Origin of the sequence: Variovorax sp. YR566, from assembly GCF_051992195.1 — a bacterium.
Taxonomy (GTDB): Bacteria; Pseudomonadota; Gammaproteobacteria; order Burkholderiales; family Burkholderiaceae_C; genus Variovorax.
Window position 1 is genome coordinate 5,492,603 of record NZ_CP197092.1, and the last position, 23,621, is coordinate 5,516,223.

The 23,621-nt window shown below is 65.2% G+C and carries 19 protein-coding genes; 8 read left to right on the forward strand and 11 right to left on the reverse strand.

Features of this window, described 5'->3' with window-relative positions; genetic code table 11:
- Window positions 1–173 precede the first annotated feature (173 nt).
- Entirely contained in the window at window positions 174–1,061 is an 888-nt protein-coding gene (locus tag ACTG4X_RS25670) for a LysR family transcriptional regulator (protein WP_093058171.1), read from the reverse strand.
- A 268-nt stretch (window positions 1,062–1,329) separates the two neighbouring features.
- On the opposite strand from ACTG4X_RS25670, the gene ACTG4X_RS25675 reads away from it, so the two are divergent.
- The 5 genes from ACTG4X_RS25675 to ACTG4X_RS25695 all read left to right on the forward strand — a co-directional run bounded on the left by ACTG4X_RS25675 (window position 1,330) and on the right by ACTG4X_RS25695 (window position 9,320).
- Complete coding sequence (locus tag ACTG4X_RS25675; RefSeq protein ID WP_440532238.1) at window positions 1,330–4,881, forward strand: indolepyruvate ferredoxin oxidoreductase family protein; 3,552 nt, start codon at window positions 1,330–1,332, stop codon at window positions 4,879–4,881.
- 83 nt (window positions 4,882–4,964) lie between these two features.
- Window positions 4,965–7,139, forward strand: coding sequence for an ATP-binding protein (locus tag ACTG4X_RS25680; RefSeq protein ID WP_440532239.1), 2,175 nt, complete (start codon window positions 4,965–4,967; stop codon window positions 7,137–7,139).
- A gap of 5 nt (window positions 7,140–7,144) precedes the next feature.
- Window positions 7,145–7,759 (forward strand): response regulator transcription factor, encoded by a 615-nt coding sequence (locus ACTG4X_RS25685; RefSeq protein WP_440534424.1) that lies wholly within the window; start codon window positions 7,145–7,147, stop codon window positions 7,757–7,759.
- Between the two features lie 120 nt (window positions 7,760–7,879).
- Window positions 7,880–8,209, forward strand: a complete 330-nt coding sequence (locus ACTG4X_RS25690) for a hypothetical protein (RefSeq protein WP_093058168.1) — start codon at window positions 7,880–7,882, stop codon at window positions 8,207–8,209.
- A 217-nt stretch (window positions 8,210–8,426) separates the two neighbouring features.
- Window positions 8,427–9,320 (forward strand): DMT family transporter, encoded by an 894-nt coding sequence (locus tag ACTG4X_RS25695; protein ID WP_440532240.1) that lies wholly within the window; start codon window positions 8,427–8,429, stop codon window positions 9,318–9,320.
- 52 nt (window positions 9,321–9,372) lie between these two features.
- On the opposite strand, the gene ACTG4X_RS25700 is transcribed toward ACTG4X_RS25695, so the two are convergent.
- From ACTG4X_RS25700 to ACTG4X_RS25730, 7 genes are all read right to left on the reverse strand, one after another.
- On the reverse strand, window positions 9,373–10,731 hold the full coding sequence (locus tag ACTG4X_RS25700) for a hypothetical protein (protein ID WP_440532241.1): 1,359 nt from the start codon (window positions 10,729–10,731) through the stop codon (window positions 9,373–9,375).
- Between the two features lie 110 nt (window positions 10,732–10,841).
- On the reverse strand, window positions 10,842–12,668 hold the full coding sequence (locus ACTG4X_RS25705; RefSeq protein ID WP_440532242.1) for an ATP-binding protein: 1,827 nt from the start codon (window positions 12,666–12,668) through the stop codon (window positions 10,842–10,844).
- The gene (locus ACTG4X_RS25710) at window positions 12,665–13,354 is read right to left on the reverse strand and encodes a response regulator (RefSeq protein ID WP_426389779.1); all 690 of its coding nucleotides are present in this window, start codon (window positions 13,352–13,354) and stop codon (window positions 12,665–12,667) included. The genes ACTG4X_RS25705 and ACTG4X_RS25710 overlap by 4 nt, the downstream gene beginning before the upstream one ends.
- A 675-nt stretch (window positions 13,355–14,029) precedes the next feature.
- Window positions 14,030–15,031: an NADP-dependent oxidoreductase gene (locus tag ACTG4X_RS25715; protein ID WP_426389781.1), complete on the reverse strand. Its 1,002-nt coding sequence runs from the start codon at window positions 15,029–15,031 to the stop codon at window positions 14,030–14,032.
- Window positions 15,032–15,043: 12 nt separating this feature from the next.
- Window positions 15,044–15,874, reverse strand: a complete 831-nt coding sequence (locus ACTG4X_RS25720; RefSeq protein ID WP_440532243.1) for an alpha/beta fold hydrolase — start codon at window positions 15,872–15,874, stop codon at window positions 15,044–15,046.
- Window positions 15,875–15,924: 50 nt separating this feature from the next.
- Entirely contained in the window at window positions 15,925–16,911 is a 987-nt protein-coding gene (gene acuI / locus ACTG4X_RS25725; protein ID WP_440532244.1) for an acrylyl-CoA reductase (NADPH), read from the reverse strand.
- Window positions 16,912–16,946: 35 nt separating this feature from the next.
- Window positions 16,947–17,735, reverse strand: coding sequence for an SDR family NAD(P)-dependent oxidoreductase (locus ACTG4X_RS25730; RefSeq protein WP_440532245.1), 789 nt, complete (start codon window positions 17,733–17,735; stop codon window positions 16,947–16,949).
- 293 nt (window positions 17,736–18,028) lie between these two features.
- Here ACTG4X_RS25730 and ACTG4X_RS25735 point away from each other — a divergent pair, with 293 nt between their 5' ends.
- Entirely contained in the window at window positions 18,029–18,625 is a 597-nt protein-coding gene (locus ACTG4X_RS25735) for a TetR/AcrR family transcriptional regulator (RefSeq protein ID WP_354339209.1), read from the forward strand.
- Between the two features lie 101 nt (window positions 18,626–18,726).
- Here the strand turns inward: ACTG4X_RS25735 and ACTG4X_RS25740 are convergent, their stop codons facing one another.
- Both ACTG4X_RS25740 and ACTG4X_RS25745 read right to left on the reverse strand, forming a co-directional pair.
- On the reverse strand, window positions 18,727–19,545 hold the full coding sequence (locus tag ACTG4X_RS25740) for a DUF4303 domain-containing protein (RefSeq protein ID WP_440532246.1): 819 nt from the start codon (window positions 19,543–19,545) through the stop codon (window positions 18,727–18,729).
- Window positions 19,542–19,925, reverse strand: a complete 384-nt coding sequence (locus ACTG4X_RS25745) for a nuclear transport factor 2 family protein (protein WP_093058192.1) — start codon at window positions 19,923–19,925, stop codon at window positions 19,542–19,544. The genes ACTG4X_RS25740 and ACTG4X_RS25745 overlap by 4 nt, the downstream gene beginning before the upstream one ends.
- A 190-nt stretch (window positions 19,926–20,115) precedes the next feature.
- Between ACTG4X_RS25745 and ACTG4X_RS25750 the strand changes: the two genes are divergently transcribed.
- Both ACTG4X_RS25750 and ACTG4X_RS25755 read left to right on the forward strand, forming a co-directional pair.
- Window positions 20,116–21,462, forward strand: a complete 1,347-nt coding sequence (locus tag ACTG4X_RS25750; protein WP_435461274.1) for an MFS family transporter — start codon at window positions 20,116–20,118, stop codon at window positions 21,460–21,462.
- Between the two features lie 244 nt (window positions 21,463–21,706).
- Window positions 21,707–22,225 carry a DUF4760 domain-containing protein gene (locus ACTG4X_RS25755; protein ID WP_093080505.1) on the forward strand — a complete coding sequence of 173 codons (519 nt, stop codon included), beginning with the start codon at window positions 21,707–21,709 and terminating at the stop codon, window positions 22,223–22,225.
- Between the two features lie 425 nt (window positions 22,226–22,650).
- On the opposite strand, the gene ACTG4X_RS25760 is transcribed toward ACTG4X_RS25755, so the two are convergent.
- Window positions 22,651–23,595: an ornithine cyclodeaminase family protein gene (locus tag ACTG4X_RS25760; protein WP_440532247.1), complete on the reverse strand. Its 945-nt coding sequence runs from the start codon at window positions 23,593–23,595 to the stop codon at window positions 22,651–22,653.
- Window positions 23,596–23,621: the final 26 nt, after the last annotated feature.

The window sequence follows — 23,621 nt, forward strand, 5'->3', positions numbered from 1 at the left end:
CGAAGTCTCGGCGACCGCCAACAAATGCAGCTTCCGCAGCGGCTCTGAACGATCACGCCGATGGGGTGCCTTGCGCAGCGAAATAAAGGAGGAGGCCGCAGGCCGGGGGACATTCGCGGAGCAAGGTACCCCGTCGGCGTGAGCGACGCCCCGAATGAACCCGAGCCCGAGCCCTACGGCATCCCGCGCGCCAACAGATGGTCGACCAACCGGCGCTGCGGAAAGCTCAACGCCTCCTGCCGCGTGCACAGATACATCCGTCGTGAAGCCCAAGCGTCGGTGAGGTTGATAAAGCGCAGCTTCATCTCCTTGCGATAGGTCACCGCAGCCCCCTCGGGCAAGATGCCCACGCCCATGCCCGCTTCGATCATCCGGCACACGGCCTCGAAGCTCTTCACCCGCACGCGCAGCTTCAACACCTTGCGCGCACTCATGGCGGCGTCTTCCATCGTGCGGGAGATGGCCGAGTCGTCTTCCAGCCCCACGAAATCGAAGTCGAGCAGTTCCTCGAACGACACCTCGCGCCCGCGCCACGGATGCTTCTGCCGCACGATGGCCACCAGCCGGTCGGTGCGGTAGGGAATGAAGTTGAGCGCCGGGTCGGCCGCCTCGCTGGTGATGACGCCCACGTCGGCCTGCCGGTCGCGGATGGCCTGCACGATGTAGACGCTGCGGTGCTCTTCCACGCTCACGCGGATCTCGGGGTAGCGCTGGCGAAAGCTCGCCACGTCGTCGGGCAAGAACTGGCCCATGGCCGAGGCATTGGCATGCAGCCGCACGCGGCCGGTGGCGCCCTGTGCGTAGTCGGACAGGTCGGCCCGCATGCGATCGACGTCGCGCAGGATCTGGCGCGCATGCATGGCCAGCGATTCGCCGGCGCCGGTGGGCGTCACGCCCTTCGAGGTGCGGTTGAGCAGCGCGACGCCCAGGTGGCCTTCGAGAATGGACAGGCGGCGGCTCGCGGCCGACAGCACCATGTGGCTCTCGGCGGCGGCCTTCGACAGGCTGCCGTGCTCAATGGCGCGCAGGAAAAGCGCCAGCGAATCGAGGTCGGGTCTCATCGGGTTCTCGTCGTGCTGCGGGGGCCGCCATTGTCGGGCCAGCGGGAGGCTCCGAGCCTGCCGAAATCCTTTCGGTCGATCGCACCCGCAAAAGACAGATCTTCCGTAAAGCGCCGCGCTTTGCCAAAACGAAGAAGCACTTTCAGAAGACAAGTCGGAAGAATCGTTGCTGCCTCGCCGTCTACCCCGGCGAGGCATCTCGCGAGCCGGCCCTCTACCGGGGCCACGCCCGCATTTCAACGAGTCCTACCCGGAGTCTTCTTCAGTCATGGCATCCCACGAACTGGCCAGCGTTGCGCTGGACGACAAATACACGGCCACAGAAGGCCGGATCTACCTCAGCGGCATCCAGGCGCTGGTGCGCCTCATGCTCGTACAGAAATGGCGCGACCAGAAGGCGGGGCTGAACACCGCGGGCTTCGTTTCGGGCTACCGAGGCTCGCCGCTCGGCGGCCTGGACGAAGCGCTGTGGAAGGCGCAGCCGCAGTTCGAAGCCAACGCCGTCAAGTTCTTGCCCGGCGTGAACGAGGAGCTGGCTGCCACTGCCGTCTGGGGCACGCAGCAGGTGCACCTGACCGGCGAGAGCGCCGTCGATGGTGTCTTTGCCATGTGGTACGGCAAGGCACCCGGCGTGGACCGATGCGGCGACGTGTTCAAGCACATGAGCCATGCGGGCACCTCACCCAACGGCGGCATCCTGCTGGTGGCGGGCGACGACCACGGCGCGTCTTCTTCCACGCTGCCCAACCAGAGCGACCACCTGTTCGCCGCCTCGATGATCCCGATACTCTACCCGCAGAGCGTGGAGGAATACATCGAGCTGGGCCTGCACGGCTTCGCGATGTCGCGCTTCGCAGGGCTGCCGGTGGGCTTCAAGGCGCTGGCCGACACGGTTGAATCTTCCGGCTCCATACCGGCCGGCGCGCTCGACGTGCACACGCGGCTGCCTTCGGACTTCGTGTTCCCGCCCGGCGGCGTGCACGCGCGCCTGTCGACCGACACGCTCGGCGTGCAGGCGCGCAAGCAGGAAGCGCTGATGCAGGACTACAAGATCTACGCCGCCATCGCCTATGCGCGCGCCAACCGGCTGAACCGCGTGACCATCGACTCGCCCAAGGCGCGGCTGGGCATCGTGGCCTCGGGCAAGTCGTACCGCGATGTGCTCGAAGCGCTGGAAGAACTCGGCATCGATGCAGACGAGGCCGCGCGCATCGGCATTCGCCTCTTCAAGGTATCGATGCCGTGGCCGCTGGAGCCCGACTCGATCCGCGAGTTTGCCGACGGGCTCGAAGAAATCCTGGTGGTGGAAGAAAAGCGCCAGATCGTCGAGTACCAGCTCAAGGAGCATCTCTACAACTGGCGCGAAGACGTGCGCCCGCGCGTGATCGGCAAGTTCGACGAACAGGGCGAGTGGGTGCATCCGCGTGGCCGCTGGCTGTTGCCGGCAACGGCCGACTTCTCGGTGGCGCAGATCGCGCGCGTGATCGCAGGGCGCGTGGCGCGCTTTCACACCAGCGACCGCATCCGCATGCGGCTCGCCATTCTTGACGCGAAGGACGTGGTGCTGGGCAAGGCCGTGGCCACGCCCTCGCGGCCAGCCTGGTACTGCTCGGGCTGCCCGCACAACACCTCGACCAAGGTGCCCGAAGGCAGCCTCGCGCTCGCGGGCATCGGCTGCCACGTGATGGCAACGGCCATCTACCCCGAGCACAACAAGACGACGACGCACATGGGCGGCGAAGGTGCACCATGGCTGGGGCAGGCGTGGTTCTCCAAGCGCAAGCACGTGTTCGCGAACCTCGGCGACGGCACGTACTACCACTCGGGCTCGCTCGCCATCCGCGCGGCGGTGGCTGCTGGCGTGAGCATCACCTACAAGATCCTCTACAACGACGCGGTCGCGATGACGGGCGGTCAGCCGGTCGACGGGCCCATCACCGTGCCGCGCATCGCGCACCAGATGGCGGCCGAGGGCGTGAAGCGCCTCGCGCTGGTGGCAGAAGACCCGACGCGCTGGGCCGACCGCAGCGTGCTCCCGCCGGAGCGCGACGGCTTCATGCTTACCGTGCACCACCGCGACGATATGGACGCGGTGCAACGCGAGCTGCGCGAGTTCGAGGGCGTGTCGGTGCTCATCTACGACCAGGTGTGCGCAGCCGAGAAGCGCCGCCGTCGCAAGAAGGGCGAATTTCCGCAGGCCGCGCGGCGCGTGTTCATCAACGACGCGGTGTGCGAAGGCTGCGGCGACTGCGGCGAGCAGTCGAACTGCACCGCGCTGCTGCCCAAGCAGACCGACCTGGGCCTGAAGCGCAGCGTGGACCAGAGCGCGTGCAATGCGGACGAGTCGTGCATCAAGGGCTTCTGCCCGAGCTTCGTGACGGTGGAAGGCGTGAAGCCGCGCAAGCAGGCACCGGTGGCGGCAAAGGCTCCGGCGGAAGAAGCCGCCCTGCCCGATCCGGCACCGCTCGCGCTCGAAGGCATGCACAACATCCTGATCACCGGCATCGGCGGTACGGGCGTCATCACCATCGGCGCACTGATCGGCATGGCGGCGCACCTCGAGGGCAAGGGCGTGAGCGTGCTCGACATGACGGGCATGTCGCAGAAGAACGGCTCGGTAACGTCGCACGTGCGCATCGCGCGCGACGCGGCGCAGCTGAAGGCGCAGCGCATTCCCACCGGCGAGGCCGACCTGATTCTGGGCTGCGACATGCTCACGGCCGGCGCGCCCGATGCCATCGCGCGCATGCGGCCGGGGCGCACCTATGCGCTGGTCAACACCTTCGAGCAGCCGACGGGGCATTTCGCGCAGCAACCCGACTGGGAGTTTCCGGCCGCGCAGGTGCGCGCTCTGATCGAGGAATCGGTCGAAGGCCGCGCGGACTTCATCGATGCGACGCAGCTTGCAACGCGGCTCATGGGCGATGCGATTGCGGCAAACCTGTTCCTGCTGGGCTTTGCGTTCCAGAAGGGCTTTGTGCCGCTGTCCGCAGAGGCATTGAACAAGGCCATCGAGATCAACGGCGTAGCCGTGAAGGCGAACCAGACTGCGTTCCGCTGGGGCCGCAAGGCGGCGCTGGATCTTGCCGCAGTAACGCGTGAAGCCGCGCCTTCGAAGGTGGTGGCGCTGCAGCGGCCGCAGAGCTTCGAGGCGCTGGTGGCGGACCGCACCGCATTCCTCACGGCGTACCAGAACGCGGCGTATGCGCAGCGCTATGCCGAGCTGGTGGAACGCGTGCGCGTGGTCGAACAGCGCGAGCGCGGCAGCATGCAGCTGGCGAAGGCCGTCGCGTCGAGCCTCTACAAGCTGATGGCCTACAAGGACGAGTACGAGGTTGCGCGGCTCTACACCGACAAGCGCTTCATGGAAAAGCTGGAGGAGCAGTTCGAAGGCAAGCCGGTGCTGCGCTTCCACCTCGCCCCACCGGTGCTCGGCCGCCACAACGCCGAAGGCCGCGCGGTGAAGACGAGCTTCGGGCCCTGGATGATGGGCGCGTTCCGCCTGCTCGCGAAGTTGCGCGGCCTGCGCGGCACGGCGCTCGACCCGTTTGGCCGTACCGCCGAGCGCCGCATGGAGCGGCAGCTGATCGAGGACTACCGCGCGACGGTCGAGGACGTGCTTGCGCGTTTCGATCGCATCGACTTCGACACCGCGCTGTCGCTGGCACAGCTACCCGAGCAGATCCGCGGCTTCGGGCATGTGAAGGAAGAGAGCGTGGTGTCGGCGCGCGTGCGATGGGGTGCGCTGGTGAAGCAGCTGGACGTGGCGCCAGCCGCCCGTGCACGCACCCCGCAGCAGGCGCAACCCGTGGCGGCCTGAGCCCCGAGCCAGCGGCATTCGAGGGGGCCTGCCGGCGATCAGGGCAAAATTCTGATCGCCGCGCCGGTCGGCCCCTGTCTCCCATGCCGCCAATCACGCCCGCTCCTCTGCCACCCCCAACCCGCCCGCGCCGCCGCTACCGCGCGGCAGCCGCATGGGCGGCCGCACTCGCGCTGGCGCTGCTGCTGATCGGCCTCGCAGCCCAATGGGCCGCGAGCCGCGAAGCTAACTTCCAGGCCGACTCGATCCGCCGCGCCATGGAAGTCCACGTACTGGGCCTGCGCGATGCCGCCGGCAAGTACAGCTACCTCCCGTTCACGGCAAGCCTGCATCCGGACGTGCTGGCCGCGCTGGCCCATCCGCAAGACGCGGCGGTGAAGCAGCGCGCCAACCGCTACATTGAGGAAGTGAACCGCCAGGCGGGCTCTGATGCGCTCTACCTGATCGACCTGCAGGGCATGACGCTGGCGGCCAGCAACTGGGCAACGCCGCAGACCTTCGTCGGCGAGTCGTATGCCAACCGGCCCTACTTCATCGACGCCCGCGCGGGACGCAACGGCTTGTTCTACGGTGTGGGCCAGACGACCGGCGAGCCGGGGCTCTTCATTTCGGCACCGGTGCGGCCGGACGGCGGCGCGGTGCTGGGCGTGGTGACGGTCAAGGTCAGCCTGCGCCAGTTGCAGGATGCCTGGACCTTCGCGCGCGACCCCATCTTGCTGACCGACGCGCGCGGCATCGTGTTCCTGAGTTCGGTGCAGTCATGGATGTACCAGGCCACGCGAGCCCTGGGCGCCGCCGAGATCGAAGGCATGCGGCGCGACCAGCAGTACGGCGCGCGCACGAACTTTCCGGCGCTGCCGTGGAAGGTCGATCGCGACGAAGGCGGGCCCGGCTACCTCGTGCGCACCGACCTCGGCGGCCAGCCGCGCCGCTTCCTGGCGGTGGACGAGCCGCTGCCCGATCTCGGCTGGACGCTGACGGTGATGGCCGACCATGCCGAAGTCACTCGCGCGCGCGAACGCGCCTGGATGCTGGGCCTGCTGTGTGCCAGCCTGCTGCTGCTGGGCGGCCTGTACTGGCAGCTGCGCGAACGCCGCTTCGCAGAGCAGCGCGATGCGCGGCGCGACCTGGAGCTGCGCGTGCGCGAGCGCACCCACGAACTCGACGAGGCCCACGCCTTCCGCAAGGCGATGGAAGATTCGCTGCTGGTGGGCATGCGCGCGCGCGACCTCGACGGCCGCATCATCTACGTCAACCTGGCCTTCTGCGAGATGACCGGCTACGGCGCCGACGAACTGCTCGGCCGGCTGCCGCCCTACCCCTACTGGCACCCTGACGACGTGACACTGCACTGGCGCCACTACGACGCCATGATGAGCGGCGAGCCCGCACATGCGGGCTTCGAGTCGCGCCTGCGGCACCGCGACGGGCACGAGGTGATCACCATGGTCTACACCGCCGCGCTGATCGACGCCGACGGCAAGCACAGCGGCTGGATGAGCTCGGTGGTGGACATCACCGAGCAGAAGCGCGCCGAACTGCGCCAGCGCCAGAACGACGAACAGCTGCAGCACGCCCAGCGCCTGGCCAGCCTCGGCGAGATGGCCTCCACGCTGGCCCACGAGCTGAACCAGCCGCTGATGGCGCTGAGCAATTTCGCGAGCGCTGCCAAGGCTTTTGCAGAGCAAGGCAACCAGTCGCTGCTGGTCAGCAGCCTCGACGAGACCATGGCCCAGGCCCAGCGCAGCGCCGAGATCGTGCGGCGCATCCGCGGCTTCGTGCGCCAGCGCACCGCAGGCACCGAAGACTGCGCGGTGGCGGCGCTGGTCAGCAACGCGCTGGCGCTGCTGCAGGGCGAGATGCGCATGCGCCAGGCGCGCGCCGAGGTTCGCATACCGGCAGGGCTGCCCGAGGTGCGCGGCGACCGCGTGCTGCTCGAGCAGGTGCTGCTCAACCTGCTGTCCAACAGCCTGCACGCCATGCAGGCCACGCCGCCGGAGCAGCGCCTCGTCGAGATCGAGGCCGAGGTGCTCGAAGGGCGCATGCACATCCGCGTGGCCGACCGCGGGCCGGGCATCGACGCCGCGCTGGCCGAGCAGGTGTTCGCGCCCTTCTTCACCACCAAGACCGGCGGGCTGGGGCTGGGCCTGAACATCTGCCGCACCATCGTCGAGGCCCATCGCGGCCGGCTGTCCTTTGCCAACCGGGCCGGCGGTGGCACAGTTTTCACCCTCGAACTGGAAATCACACCCCCATGAACGCCATGAGCGCTCTTGCCAACAACCTGTGCGTGGTGGACGACGACGAGGCCGTGCGCCGCTCGCTGGGCCTGCTGCTGCTGTCGCGCGGCTACGCAGTGCAGACCTTTGCCTCGGGCGAGGCCTTCTTGGCCGGCGCTGATTTGCAGCGCGCGGGGTGCGTGATCCTGGACCTGCGCATGGACGGCGTGAGCGGCCTGCAGGTGTTCGATGCGCTGCGCGCACAAGACAGCCCGCTGGTGGTGATCTTCCTGTCCGGCCACGGCGACATACCGATGGCCGTCGAGGCCGTGCAGAACGGCGCCTTCGGCTGGCTCGAAAAGCCCTGCAACGACGAGCGCCTGCTCGACAGCATCGCCAAAGCCTTGAAGCAAGCCGGCGAGATCGCCGCGCGCCGGCAGGCCCGCCAGGCCGCGCAGGCACTGTGGGACAAGCTGACGCCGCGCGAGATGCAGGTGGCCCGGCTGGTGGCCGAGGGCAAGCCCAACAAGCAGATCGCGCAGGAGTTCGCGCCGCTGGAGCAGCGCACCGTGGAAACCCACCGCGCGCATGTGTTCGCCAAGCTGGGGCTGGCGAACAGCCATCAGTTGGACCGGTTCCTGCGGGAACACGCGCTGTAGCGACCCGAATGGAAGCAAGGGGGCCCAATGCGCGAGCCCATGGCAGGACCGGAAGTGGCTCGGCGAGCTTCTTGCTTGACCTCATCGCAGCAGCCAGTCGCGTTGCGCAGGAGGACTCCGATGCCGAACTTTTACTTGCCGCTCTCTGGCAATGTGCGCCAGGAAATCAATCCCTGGACTTGGTTTACCAAGATCGCCAATGGGCAGCTTGGGTTCATCAACATCAATATGGGCAAGTCGTCAGACCCTGCTCTGGAGCAGCAGATTCTGGATGACGTCGGAAGCTACGGACGGCAGATTGGACAACTCGGCGATGCGCTGGAGGCGGTTCTCGCGCACATGAAGACCGACACCTGGGAGCCCAAGGCCAAGGAAGCGGTCGATGCCTTCAGGTTCCAGCTCGCCGAGATTCGCCGGCTGAAGCAGAGCCGGGCTGACAACAAGACCTGACATTTCTCGACGGCATATCGAACTGACCTGGGGCGGGCTTTGCGACGTCTTCTGGTCCGGGGACCTCACCAAGGCCGTGCCGTTTCAGTGTCGTTGCATCGCAGCGCTGCTCTCGAGTTGATGGCAACTTTCGGCGAGGACCAAGCGTTCGCAGCGCCTATGCTAGGCGGTCAAGAACAAGTCCCCTCCCCGGCCACTGCCGCGAGACAACCCGACCATGCACTCGACCGGAACCCTGCGCGGCATCGCCGCGATGCTGTTGGCTTGCGCCTTCTTTGCCTGCATGGACGCGCTGCTCAAGAACCTGGCCGGGCACTACCCGCCGGTGCAGGTGATGGCACTGCGCGGTCTCACGGCTCTGCCCCTGGTGTGCCTGTACATCGCCTGGCGGCGCGAGGCAGCCGGCGTTTTCAGCCGCCGGCTGCGTTGGCGCCTGCACCTGCTGCGCACTGCGCTGAACATGACGATGCTCGTGCTCTTCGTCCATGGCCTGAAGACCCTGGGCCTGGCAGAGGCCTACACACTCACTTTCATCGCTCCGATGCTGATGGTGCTCATCGCCGTGCCGATGCTGGGCGAGTCGGTCCAGCCGCGGCACTGGATCGCGATCGGGCTGGGCTTCATCGGTGTCGTGATCGCACTGCGGCCTGAGCAGGGTGCCTTCCTCTCGGTGGGCGCTCTGGCGATTCTGGTGGCCGCAGTCTGCTATGCGCTGTCGAACATGCTGGGCCGGCTCATCAGCCGCACCGAATCGAGCGCCGCGCTGGTCTTCTGGACTACGGCCGGCATGGCAGTGGGCGGCGGTCTGCTGTCGGCGCCGCAATGGGTGCCAATCCAGGCTGAACACACGTGGGTGCTTGCGGGTTTGGCCATCAGCGGCTTTCTGGGCCAGATGGCTATCGCCGAGGCCTTCCGTCACGGCCAGGCCGCCGCCATCGCCCCCTTCGAATACAGCGCCCTGGCCTGGGCGCTTGTGCTGGACTGGGTGTTCTGGCAGGCCGCGCCCGACGCATGGACGCTGGGCGGCGGGGCATTGATCGTTGCGAGCGGACTGTGGCTGGCGCGAAGCGAGGCGCCAAGATCTGCTCGGCCAAAGAGGCAGGCCACCTGATCCGCGGCGAAGCGGGCGTGCGAAGCCGCATCGGGCAGACAAGATCAACGGCTCAGGGCGCCAGCGTGAGCTTGAAGATCTGGTTGCCGTTGGATGCGCCCACGTAGATGGTCCCGTCGCTGGCGACCGCCACACCAATCGGAAAATTGAAGATGATCGCCGCGCCGGTGCTGTCCCGCAGTGTGCTGATCTCGCCCGCAGGCGTGACCACTCGCGCCACGCCATCCCAGGCATGCGTCAGGAACACGTTGTCATGTGCATCCACCGTTACGCCGTAGGAATAGCCGAGCTTGGCCGGCGTGGCGGCCGTTCCGTCTACCACATTGGAAACGGCGTTGCCGTTGCAATCGCCCAGCAGCGTGCTCACTGTGGCGCTGGCCACATCGATCTTGCGCAGGCATGTGCCGTCGGTGTCCGTGTCGTACAGCGTGCTGCCATCGCGGCTGATCGCCAGGCCCTGCGGGCGCGCCATCTGGGCGGCCGTGCCGACTCCGTCGAGGTAGGCCTGCGTGCCGTCTCCGGCGAGCGTGCTCGTGGTGCCATCGGCTGCGACCTTGCGCACGCGCTTGTTTTCCAGGTCTGCCACGAACAGGTTGCCTGCGCCATCCAGCGCAATGCCGGCGGGGTCGTTGAACATTGCAGCGGCCGGGCTGTCGGCGTACCCGCTGGTGCCACTGCCCACCCAGGTGCTGTAGGTTGTGGCGTTGGGGGCGATCTTGTTGATGCGATGCTGGTCGCTCACGTACAGGGTACCGTCGGCGGCCAGTGCCAGGCCATACGGCGTGTTCATGGTCGTCCCCGGCGTTACTTCCGCGCCGCTGCCGCTGGCCGTGTCGATCCTGTAGACCGAACCATTGCCTCCCATGGCCACGTAGAGGTTCGCGCCGCTGGCATCCAGAACGAGTTGATAGGGACGGTTGTATGTCACCCCGGTGGTCGCCAGCACGTTGGCGACCCAGGGTTTGACCGTCAGCGTGGCGGCATGGCTGGTCACACTGCCATTGGGGCCCGTCACTTGCACGCGCAGCTGCTGGCCGCTGTCGGCCAGTTGATTGGCAGCTGTAGTGAAGCTGTCGCTGGTGGCGCCGGAAACATCGGTCCAGTTGGCACCGCCATCAACGCTGCGCTGCCACTGGTAGGTCGTGGCACGCACAGCCTGTACCTTCAACATGGCGGTCACGCCCTGGCCAATGGTGGTATCCGATGGCTGTGTCGTGATGGAGGGCGCGGTGTCTTCCTGCGTCGGTGCCGGCGTCTGCGTTCCCTGAGGAGCAGGTGCAGGAGCGACAGCGAAGCCGGGGAAGCCGCCGCCTCCGCCCCCACCACCGCCGCAGGCGGCCAGCACGAGGTTCATCATCAGCAGCGCGGCAGGTACACGCCATGCGCGGGAAACGGTACGAGTGGTATTCATGATGGGCCTTCCTTTTTTCAAGTGGAGTGAACGAGAAGGCCTCCACGGTAGGGTCGGCAACGCCTGCGATCTAGTGTCGAAGGTCATCGCCGAGCAGCAAAAAAAGATGCTCAGGAGCGCATGCAAGCGTGCGTCGTATCGTGCCGCGTCAGCGATGCAAGGGCCTGCAGCAGCCTGTCGGCAGCCACCGGCTTGAGTAGCACCTGCAACCCGGAATCGAGCATCTGCCGCTGTCGCTGCGGCGCAGTTTCCCCGGTGATCAACAGTACCTGCAAGCCAGGGCCGAAGCGCGCGCTCAGTCGCTGCGCCGCGGCAAGTCCGTCGGCACCGTCGGCCAGCCGCACGTCGCACAACAGAACTTCGACAGGGGTACTCCCATGTGCGGCTTGCACCAGCACGGCCTCGGCTTCGGCCTCGCTGGCTACTGCATCGATGGTTACGCCGTGGGCCTGCAGCAGCCCGGTAACGGCCTGGCGGATCGCGGCTTCATCATCGATGAGCAGCACACGCTGCGGCAATGGCGAGGCAGCGCCCGGGCATGCAGCGAGCGGCACGACACCCGAGGCGGTCACCGCCGGAAGCACCAGGCGAAAGCGACTGCCGTGATGCAGGCGCGAGCGCACCTGCAGCGGGTGCGCCAGCAGGCGTGAGAGCCGCTGCACGATGGACAGGCCGATGCCCAGTCCCTGTGCTCGATCGCGCCCCGGATTACCGATCTGGTAGAACTCGTCGAAGATGCGGCCGAGATGCTCGTCCGCGATGCCGATGCCGGTATCGCATACGTCGATCCACACCAGCGGACCGCGTGCGCGGGCAGCCACCACCACGCCGCCGCGCGTCGTGTACTTGAGCGCGTTGTCCACGAGATTGGACAGCAGCCGCTGCAACAGCTGCGGATCACTCAGCACCCAGCAAGGCGTGGCACGCAGCCGCAGTTGCAGATCCCGGTCGGCCGCCTGCGCCACGAACACATTGTTGAGCGCGAGGAACAGCGGATTGAGCTCCACGGGTCGAATCTGCGGCGCCACCTCGCCGGCATCAAGTCGCGAGATGTCCAGCAGGATGTCGAGCGAATCGCCGAGCGTTCCGACCGCGTCCATCAACCGCACCGCGTGATTCCATTCCTCGGTGCCCTTGAGCTTCTTTTCAATGACGGCTCCGAACAATGCGATGGCGTGCAGAGGCTGGCGCAGATCGTGGCTCGCCGCGGCAAGAAAGCGCGTCTTCTCCTCGCTGACACGCTGGGTTGCGGCAATCTGATGGCTCAGCTGCTCGGCCAGCGCCTCCTTTTCGAAACGCATGGTCAGCGCAGCTGTCAGCAGCCGATGATGCTGCAGCGCGAACATGATCATGACGCACATGTACAGCAGGCAGCCAGTGGCCAGGAACAGGTGCGTGCTATCGCCGCGCCAGGCCAGCACCAAGGTCAGGCTCGCCATGCTGGGCACGATGAAGCGTGGAATGTTGCGCTTGAGAACTGCCAGCGACAGTGCTCCGCCGGCGCAGCCGCCCATCATCATCACGATGACCATGACCCAGAGCCCCAGGTTGCGCCCCGGCGGAACGCACAGCCACGGCGCCAGGCCCCAGACACAGGAGCGCAGCAGCACGTTGCGCGCATTGAAGCGTGCCCAGTACTCGGGATGGGCGGCAGCATCAGGACTGCGCTGGTAGCGCCGATAGGCTCGTCGCAGCGTTAACGCCAGGTGCAGCGCCATCCACAGCAGGACTTGCCATCGCCACGTGGCCACGAACAGGCCGATGCCCAGCGACTGTGCCGTGAGGAAGTCCGCGAGATAGGCTGCCGGCGCGTTGGCATGGACCGCGGCCACCTGTTCGCGCAGCACCCGCTCGGCCAATTCGGGTGGGTGCAAGTCACTCATCGCAGGCATGCGGGGCATCGCCACGTCGAAGGCCGCATGGCGCGGAGGGCTCACTTCAGACTGCTGATGAGCTGGGCTCGCGAGCGCACGCCGAACAGCAACAACAGGGTAGACACATGGTTCTTGACCGTGCCCTCGGTCAGGTGCGACAGCTGTGCGATCTCTTTGTTCGACTTGCCGGCCAGCAGCCAGTCGAGGATTTCGACCTGGCGCACATTGAGCTGCGGCTGCAACTCAGTCGTCGCCGTCGCCGGCGTCGTGCGGACAGCGACAGGAGCTGTGGACGGCGAGGCTGGCAGAGCGACCAGATCGTTGTCCCTCACGTAGCGCAACACCTCGCCCAGGTGACCTGTCTTGGGAAGAAAGGCCTGCGCCCCGAGCGCCATCACCCCTTGCATCAACGCATGGCTGTCCTTGCCCGATAGCACGACCACGCGCGATGCAGGAAAGGCGCGCCTGAAACGCACCAGGGTATCCAGCCCCTGGGAGTCGGGCAGATCGAGATCGAGCAGCACCAGAAGATGCGACGTGAGATGAAACTCGTACAAGCGCAATGCGTCGGCCAGGGAGCGTGCCTCGTACACCGGCACGCTGCCGGTCTCCGCAAGCAGCAGCGCCCTCAGGCCCAGGCGCACCAGCTCGTGGTCGTCGACCACCAGGATGCCCCGCGCCGGTATGGCAATGCTGGCCTCGCTACGCAACGGCGCGGCATGCAGCGGCAGGGGGGTGGCAGTAGCCATGGTCCGGGCATCTTAGTGCGGATGGCTGCGAACCTGAAATGACCAAAGTCATGAGATCCACGGCTCTGTCATGAGCAACATCTGCCATCGGTAGGAGGTTCGGGCTTCACAACATCGCGCGACGTTTCCCATATCGACACCATCCTGCATCTTTGGATGGAACGCCTTAAGCAGCAGGGCGGTATTGAAATCACGCATGTTTCCACCGGAGAGCCACACAGGTCCTGATCGAACTGATGAGCGATCAAGCCGCTCTCTCGTTGCTCACTACCGGTTCGGTTCGGCGCTGACGCTCGTGACGCAGAGGTTCAATTGCCGCGCAAATAGAGAAAGGCATAGGCAGAAGGGCATATGCCTTCGGGACATCTCGTTGCAGGGCGTATTAAGCAATCGGCCCGCAGACCGGCATCTCTCTCGTTGCCGTCGGGGTACTCAATACGCCAGCGGTTTGGACGGCATTCCCACCGAAGCTCAAGGCGAGCCGCTCGTACTCGCTACTTGGACCACGCGGCTTGTCTGCTCGGAGCGTGTCGGCAGCTCGAACCGCGGCTTGCCAAGCACTTGAGTCGCCACCCGCGATGCGAACGCCGTATCAAGAAACGCACGCCGAAGCACGACAGCTTGTTGAACAGCCCGGGCACAACCGTGCGCTTTCCGCGCAACATCGCGCGGCAGCTAAATCATCTGCACCACGACCTTGCCCTTGGCGCGCCCACTGTCTACGTAGGCCAGAGCTTTGTGGGTGTCCTGAAACGGGAATACTTTGTCGACGACCGGACGGATCGCACCAGATTCGACGAGGGCGGTGATCTCGCGCAACTGCGCCCCATCGGCCCGCATGAAGACGAAGGTGTATTCACCCCCGATCTTTTTTGCCTTCTTCCTGATGCCGAAACTCAGCAGGCGCAGCACCTGCTGGAGCGGCCAGGCCAGTCCTCGCGCGACGGCGAACGTCGGGGTGGGTGGCCCGGAGATGGAGATGAGATGCCCGCCCGGCTTGAGAACCTGAAGGGATTTGTTCAGCTCGTTGGTGCCGAGGCTGTTCAGCACCACGTCGTAGCCGCGAAGCACCGTGGCGAAGTCCTGCTGCTTGTAGTCGATGACGACGTCCGCGCCCAAGGCCTTCACCCAGCCGATGTTGGCCGTACTGGTGGTCGTGGCCACGAACGCGCCGAGGTGCTTGGCAAGCTGGATGGCGATGGTGCCGACGCCGCCGGAGCCGGCATGGATCAGCACCTTCTGCCCCTTCTTCAGCTTGGCAGTTTCGACCAGCACCTGCCAGGCCGTCAGGGCCGCCAGAGGAACGGAGGCGGCCTCGACCATGCTGAGATTCGCGGGCTTCAGCGCCAGCGACGACTCCTTGACGGCAATGAACTCGGCGAAGGTGCCGATGCGATCGTCGTCAGGGCGTGCATAGACCTCATCACCGGGCTTGAAGTTGCGAACGCGAGCGCCGACCCGAACGACCGTTCCGGCCATGTCGTTGCCCAGGATCAGGGGGAGGCGGTAGGGAAGAATCAGCTTGAATTCACCGCTCTTGGTCTTCGTGTCCAGGGGGTTGATGCTCGCCGCGTGGATCCGGATCAGGACGTCATCGTCCCGGACCTCGGGGTCGGGCATTTCGCCGATACGGCCAACTTCTTTCTTTCCGTAGCGATCGATGATGAAAGCTTTCATGGGGTACTTTTTTCAGTCATTGAGGAAGGCCAGCGCCTTGGGCACGAACTCGCCGTGGTACTGGAAGATCCCGCCATGTCCGGCGTCCTTGTAGATGACCAGTTGTGAGCCAGGAATGCGACGCGCCATGTCATGACTGTTCACGGTGGGCACCATGATGTCGTTGTCGCCATTGGCGATCAGCACAGGGATGCGGATGCCGCCCAGATCCTGCGGCGCCTGCTGGCCCCAGGCCTTGATTGCCTTCAACTGTCGCAGGAAGGCACTGGGCGTCGGCCCGTTGTCCCGATCCGTCTTGCGTTCCCTCAGTCGCTCCAGGAAGGCTTTGGCGGCTTGACGACCATTGGCCGTGGAGGTGAAGAACAGGTAGGTCTTCGGATCGCGCAGCGTCAACAAGCCCTTGACCATCAGCGGCCAGGAGACCGCCCCTACCTGGTCGATGCCTTTGCCGCCCGCCGGCCCCGTACCGGTCAGGATGAGCCGGCGCACCAGGCCGAGGGCTTTCAGCACAATGTCCTGCGCCACGAATCCTCCGAGGGAGAAGCCAAGCAGATCGACCTTCTCGAAACCCAGCGCGTGGATCAGTGCGATCGCATCCCGTGCCATCGCGTCGATGGTCACAGGTGCCGTTCCGCCCGAAGCGCCAATTCCCCGGTAGTCGATGGCGATGATGCGATGCCTGCGGGAAAGCCCATCGACGATACGCGGGTCGAAATTGTCGAGGACCGCGCCCCAATGGTTGAGCAGGACCAGCGGCACGCCAGTGCGCGGCCCCAGGTCGCGGTACGCGAATACAGTCCCGTCGACATCGATCGATCGGGTGGCGGTGTCGATGTAGGGCATGCTCGATCCTGGATGCCGGTCGGTAGGGGTCATCGTCATCGTGTTGGCGGTCAGGCGTTCACATCGACGATGGTGCGCCCCTGAACCTTCCCTGCGAGGACTTGACTGGCGACATCAGGCACCTCCGCCAGGCCAATCACCTTGGTGGTCCGTGCAAGCTTTTCCAGATCCAGGTCGCTGGCCAGACGCGACCACGCCTGCAGCCGCACAGGCTGCGGCGCATTGACCGAGTCGATACCTGCGAGGGTGATGTTGCGCAGGATGAACGGCAGCACGGATGCCGGCAGATCCGCGCCCTGTGCGAGGCCGAAGGCCGCGACCACGCCGCGATACCGGGTCTGCGCCAGGACGTTCGCCAGCGTATGGCTGCCCACCGAATCGATGGCCCCGGCCCACCGCTCCTTGGCGATCGGTGCGCCCGCTTCGGACAGGGTGTGGCGGTCGATGACGTCCGCCGCGCCCAGCGCACGCAGGTAGGCGGCTTCGTCGAGTCGGCCGGTCGACGCGACCACGCGATAGCCCAAGCCCGACAACAGCGCGATAGCCACGGAACCGGCACCGCCATTGGCGCCGGTCACCAGGATGTCTCCCCGCTCAGGCGCCAGGCCCCCATGCTCCAGTGCGACCACGGCCAACATGGCGGTGAACCCGGCGGTGCCGATGGCCATGGCATCCCGAGTCGAAAAGACCTCCGAGATCTTGACCAGCCAATCACCGCTCACTCGCGCCTTCTGTGCGAAGCCGCCGTGGTGCGTCTGGCTCAGTCCCCAGCCGGTCGCCAGCACACGGTCGCCGGCGACGAGGCCGGGGTAGGTCGACGACTCGACGACACCGGCAAAGTCGATGCCCGGAATCAGCGGAAACTGGCGAATGACCGGTGACCGGCCACTGAGCGCCATCGCGTCCTTGTAGTTCACCGTCGAGTACTCGATCGCGACGGTGACGTCACCCGGCATCAGATCTTCGTCCTTGAAGTCGACCAGGCTGCTTGAAATGGTGTCGCCGGTCTTGCTGGCGAGCAGTGCCTTGAATGTCATGTGCCGTCCGTTCCGTTCTGAAGCTTTTTGCCGTTTCAGGCGACGGTTCGATAGCGCTCTGCCACATGCGCCTGCCGGATGTCCCCGATCAAGGTCTGCCGTGCCGCGTTCAGCACCTCCCAGCGCGCGCCATCATGCAGCGGCGGGATGGTCACGAGTTCGCGGCGGTCGAATCCGACCAGTGCGGCATCTACCAGTTCTTCCACTCCCATCAGATCAGGCATCGCGCTGCTGTCGATGCCCGCGCGCTCCCAGATCTCGGTACGGGTTCCGGCTGGCAACACCGCCTGCACGTAGACACCCTTGGGCGCGAACTCCAGGCTCAGCCCCTGGGACAGGAACAGCACGAAGGCCTTGGTCGCACCGTAGACCGACATGCCGAACTCGGGCGCCAGGCCGACCACCGAGCCGATGTTGACGATCGCGCCTTTGCCGGCCCGCGCCAGGCGCGGGGCGACGGCGCTCGCCAGCCTTACGAGTGCGGTGGTGTTGAGGCTGACCAGGCGGGCGACATCGTCTGTCGATTGGTCGATGAAGTGACCGGACAGTGCAGCCCCGGCGTTGTTGATCAGGGTTTCGATCCTGGCGTCTTCGCGCAGGCGCGTCTCGACTGCGGCCAGATCGCCGGGCTGGGTCAGGTCGGCCGGGAGGGTATCGACGGCAGCGCCGGTTTCCTCGCGCAGCCGCGCGGCGAGCGTTTCCAGCCGCGCCTTGTCGCGTGCCACCAGCACAAGGTCGTGGCCGCGGCGTGCGAAGCGGTCGGCATAGATGGCGCCAATGCCGGTCGAGGCGCCCGTGATGAGAACAGTGGAATGGGATGTCATGTGTTTTCTCTTGATCGAAAAGGTCGTTGGTCAGGCAGAAAAAGGGGATGCGGGCGGCATCACTCCTTCAGAAACTGGATGGCGTGTTGCCCCAGCGGCTAGAGGCGAATTTGTCGTCATCCACCTCGAAGAAGGGGGGCAGTCAGGTGGGTATCGCTCATTTCCAGAAGCCTTCCGAGGTGAGTTGGCTTAATGATGTCGATTGTCATCTTTGTTGTCAAGGGGTTTGATGATGATTAACATCAATGTATATTCATGACTTCACTGATGGCACATCTAGAGAGATCCTGGACATGAAGGTCACCAAAGCGCAGGCCCAGGCGAACCGGGCACACATCGTCGAGACGGCCTCCACGCTGTTTCGCGAGCGAGGCTATGACGGGGTGGGGATTGCGGACTTGATGGCGGGCGCAGGATTCACCCATGGTGGCTTCTACAAGCACTTCGGGTCCAAGGCCGACCTGATGGCAGAAGCGGCAACATGCGGTTTTGCGCAGACGGCGGCCAAGGCCGAAGGCGTCGATGCGATGGAGTTCGTCAAGCACTACTTGTCCCGTGAGCACCGCGATGCTCCTGGTGACGGTTGCACGATGGCCGCACTATGCGGAGATGCCGCGCGTCAGACGGAGTCGATCAAGACGGCTTTTGCGGCCGGCGTTGAAAGCTTGCTGGCGAACCTGGCAAACCAGTGCGGCGCGACCGAGGAAGGCGATCAGTGCGGCGACGCGCGTGCCAAGCGGATCGACGTCATTGCACAGGTAATCGGCGCAATAGTGCTGTCACGGGCGTGTCCTGACGACTCACCACTCGCCGATGAAATTCTGGATGTCTGCCGCACTGCAGTCCTGTCGAGGCTTTCCTCGCCGACCCTTGGCTCCTCCCCTGCCTAGATCAGCCAGTCCAGTTTCTTGCACACGCTGAAAGATGACCGCTTTGCGGATTTCGACGTTTCCGCTGACCGTTAACCCGCCAAGACCATCCCCATCGGAACTCACTCGCAGAGCTTGATCCAGCGTTCAAGTCGCCCCACCACACGCGGAGTATTGAGCCGGGCAATCGACCCTTCCATGTCCTCGGCGCCTTCGCTCTGGCACAGCAGTACAACCTCTTCACGCACCGCGCCAGTACCAAAGAACCCTTCGCGATCAAGTTGTTCCATCGCAGCGACGCAGGCTTCGAAGAGGCCCGCGTGCAAGACGTCGAACTCAACACTGCAGGGCAAGTCATTGCGGTGGCAGGGCAGAATCATGCGGTAGGCGATGTCGAGGAACTCGTCGCCCTCCGAATGGGGCCACTCGGCGGAGCACCAGATCTCGCTTTCGTCGTCCATGTCGCCGGGCTCGCCCAGCGCAAGAATGCCAGCGGCGTGGACGATGGTCATCGCGCTGTCGTCACTGCCGAGCGCGAAGAGGCGGATGGTTTCGTCGGGGTGGGCCGCGCGAATGGCCTGGAAGGCGCGGCGAGCACCATCGCGAATCTCGGCGGTGAGCAAGGGAAAGTCGATGCGAGCCGGGTCGTGTGTGCCCTGGCGCACCCGCTTGTAGCCCTGGGCCTCGATCTCGCTGCTGCGCTTCACGAGGGCCTCCTTCGCGGCCTGCGGACTGGCAAACTCGGCGACGCTGGAGCGCCCCATGGTTTTCACCTTGCCATTCGCGGCCCACAGTGAGCTGCCGAACTGGCGCAATTCGTGGAAGTCGGTGGGCACCTCGTTGTCGAAGCGGTAGAACAGTGACCATGTCATGGCGGCGAGAACTCCTTCTGGCGGGGCGCGGTGTCTCCTGAATTTGAACATCAGCTTGTGCGCAATCACGCTGCCCGTTCGACCCACTGGGCGCGCCAAGCGGGGGCGTCGAAGGGATCGGCAAAGTATTGAGTCTCGCGCGATACCTTTCCACCCCGGAACTCCATGATGCTCACGGTGAAGGCGCTCTTGCCCCCGTAGTCGATCGCATACTCGGTTATCCAGAGACTGCCCTCCCCCACGATCCGCCGGACCACAAACCCAGATGGCTTGCCGGGGTGATGGCTGCGAAGTGCTTGCAGGTTGTGCCGGCCGTGGATGACCTCGCCTGACTGCGGGTAGGTGCACACGGCATCGTCGTGATAGATCTCATGCTCGACGACCTGATCGCCTGCGGCGGACGCAGCCCAATGTCTGTCGATAGCCGTCCGGATGATCTGCTCTTCCATCATCGACCTCCATTGCGAGCCCGCTTGCTTGCGGCACCCCATTCTAGGTATTTACCCTTGCGTACCGATACGTAGCCGCCCGGCGGCAGGCTACGGACGACAACCCGGCGGCGGCCGGACAGACTTGGCGGGACGGCTTCGCGCGGCTTTGCGGCGGGCCGCAGCAAGAGACAAGCAAGGACCCCTTTTCATGACCGCCATCGCAAGCAGTGCGACCGCCGGCGCCTCCAGCCCCGACGCGACCACCGCCAACAACACCCCGTACACCTTCGAAGAAAAGCGCAAGCGCATCTTCGCCATCTTTGCCGCCTCGTCCGGCAACCTGGTGGAGTGGTTCGACTTCTACGTCTACGCCTTCTGCGCCATCTACTTCGCGCCGGCGTTCTTCCCCAAGTCCGACCCCACGGTGCAGCTGCTGAACACCGCTGGCGTGTTCGCCGCCGGTTTTCTCATGCGCCCGATCGGCGGCTGGCTGTTCGGCCGCCTGGCCGACCGCAAGGGTCGCAAGACTTCGATGGTGACTTCGGTCGTCATGATGTGCGTGGGCTCGCTCGTCATCGCCTGCCTGCCGACCTATGCACAGATCGGCGCCGCTGCGCCCGCGCTGCTGCTGGCAGCGCGGCTGCTGCAGGGCCTGTCGGTCGGTGGCGAATACGGCACCACCGCCACCTACATGAGCGAAGTGGCGATGCGCGGACAGCGCGGCTTCTTCTCGTCGTTCCAGTACGTCACGCTGATCGGCGGCCAATTGCTGGCGGTGGTTGTCGTGGTGGTGCTGCAGCAGGTGCTCGACGAGGCCGAGCTCAAGAGCTGGGGCTGGCGCATTCCGTTCGTCATCGGCGCCATCGCTGCCGTGGTCGCACTCATGCTGCGCCGCACGCTGACCGAAACCGCGAGCACCAAGACCCGCGCCGCCAAGGGCGCGGGCACGATGCGCGAGCTGTTCACGAACCACAAGCGCGCCTTCTTCGTGGTGCTGGGTTACACGGCCGGCGGCTCGCTGATCTTCTACACCTTCACCACCTACATGCAGAAGTACCTGGTGAACTCGGCCGGCATGTCGATCAAGACCGCAAGCAACGTGATGACGGCATGCCTGTTCATCTACATGTGCATGCAGCCGCTGTTCGGTGCGCTGTCGGACCGCATCGGCCGACGCACCAACATGCTGCTGTTCGGCGCACTGGGCGCGCTGATGACGGTGCCGGTGCTGAGCAACCTGCAGAGCGTGAGCAGCCCGCTGGTGGCCGGCATGCTGATCACGCTCGCGCTGGCGGTGGTGAGCTTCTACACCTCGATCAGCGGCATTGTGAAGGCCGAGATGTTCCCGCCCGAGATTCGTGCACTGGGCGTGGGCCTGTCGTACGCGGTGGGCAATGCCATCTTCGGCGGCAGCGCGGAATACGTGGCGCTGGGGCTGAAGTCGATCGGGCACGAGTCGTACTTCTACTGGTACGTGACGGGAATGATGGGGGTGGCCTTCCTCGTCAGCCTGCTGCTGCCGAAGCAGGCGACGTACCTGCATCACGACAAGTAAGCAGGCGCCCCGACAGAGCACCCCTGCAAACCGGGCGACAGAGGGCCCGGAAATACCCTCTGATTTCCTCGCAAGCCCCCGGACCGGACCTGCCCGTCCGGGGCCGCGCCTTCGGCACGGCGGCCATGCCGCCGCAACGTGCCGAGCAGGCGCCTCCCGCATTCGAGGGATGCTGCATCCGTCGAGAAAGCACAGACTCGGGACGGCCTCCATGGCCTGCTTTCACGACGAAGGAGCACAAGGCATGAACGAAATTCTCTCGGCGTGTGCCCAGCAGATGACGCAGCAGAATGGCGTTGCGTTTCGCGACTGGCTTTCGCTGCTGGCGCTGGTCGCAGGCATATGCACATTCATCTGGAAGCTCTACGCGGACACGAAGTCCGCCCGCTACCGGGAAACCGTCGGATTTCTCGAGAAGCGGACCGCCGGGCTGATGGCCGACTGGAAGCTCGTGCAAAAGGCTGTTGCAGAAGGCCAGGACTTTGACGATGCGGCAAAGAGCATGCTGGGCATGCTCGATACCGTGGCTCTCCTGGTCAAGAAGAAAGCCTTCGACAAAGAGCTGGTCTACAACTACTGGTGGGCGTACTTCATCGATGCGAAGAAGAACCCGGCGGTCGAGGCATGGATCAAGGCTCGCCACGATCTCGACAAGCACGTCCTGGAACACTTCCTGGAGCTCCACGCCGAGTTCAAGAAACGCTGCGAGGCGGAACAGGCTCAGGCGACGATTACCACCGCGCCCCCGCCTCCTTCCGCATAGACCCCACGAGGACCTCTCTCAGCCAGCGTGGCGCTTCGGTGCGACGTGTGCCCCGCTTGCATCCCACCGCTTTGTTCCCCCGTAGGCAGCTGCCCAAGGGGAACAAACCGATGGACCAGAAGACATGTAGACCGTTGATCAGCTAGTACTGCAAAAAGGCAGGCAAAAAACAAAGTCGTGGACTGCCCCCTCTAGACCAAACTCCAAGTGACTGCTGTGCAAGTATCAATGTTCTGGACTAGCCGATCCACGGGCCATAAGCGCATCAGGTAGCCCGCATGAACGGCGCGCACTTTGATACGCAAGACGCCATCGACATGTCTGGAAACGACGGGACAGATCGACTTCTGTGAAGTTTGGGACGCGAGAGGTCGAGAAAAGCGATTCTTTGAGATCATGTAGCGACGGCCTGCGAAGGTAAGTGCTCAGTGCGGATCGGAAGCCTCGTAGACCAGCACTGCAGCGGCCAAGTCCTCCAGCGCGGTACCCACGGCCTTGAAGACGGTCCGCCCGTCACTTTCGGCTCGTCCCTGAGTCCTGCCCGCGGCCAGATCGGCCAACTCTCCCGCTACATCTGCGGCGGCGAACACGCCGCGCGACATGGGCCCGAGCAGTTCGCCGCTCTTGTGCAACGCTTCTTGCGTATCGACAAACAGGCGTGCGCCAGCAAAGCAGGCATCGTCGGCTTCGCGCATCTGCGGCGTGAAGCTGCCGATCAGGTCGAGGTGGCTGCGCGGCCGCAGCCACGCGCCCTGCACCAGTGGCTGCGTGGCGAGCGTGGCACAGCTCACGACGTCGACATCGTTCACCGCCTTGGCGAGGTCCGGCGCGACGGCCGCCTCGATGTTCTGCGCGCACAGCCGCGCAGCGAGTGCCTTCGCTGCGGATTCGTCGCGGTCCCACACCACTACTCGTTCGATGGGAAGCACGGCACGGTAGGCCTCGGGAACAAGACTGCCGACACGCCCGCAGCCGACGACCAGCAGACTGCGCGCACCCGCAGGCGCGAGATAGGACGCGGCCAGGGCCGATGCGGCAGCGGTGCGCCGCGAAGTGATCTCGTTGCCGTCGATCTGCGCCAGCGGCTCGCCGGTGCTTGCGTCGTACAGCACATAGGTCGAGAACAGTCCGGGCAGGCCGCGCTGCGCGTTGTCCGGGAAGATGGTCACGGTCTTGATGCCCAGGTAGCGGTCGCGTTGCCACGCCGGCATGACCAGCACGGTGCGGGGCGGGTCGTCCGCCCCGGCCTGGAGCGAATGCGTGTGCCGTAATGGCACCTCGCAGCCAGCGACGAACATCTCCCGAAGCGCCGGGATCAGGCGTTCGAAAGGCAGCGCACGGCGGGTGCTTTCCGTATCGATGATTTTCATAGGGTTGCGGATGGAATCAAGTGGAT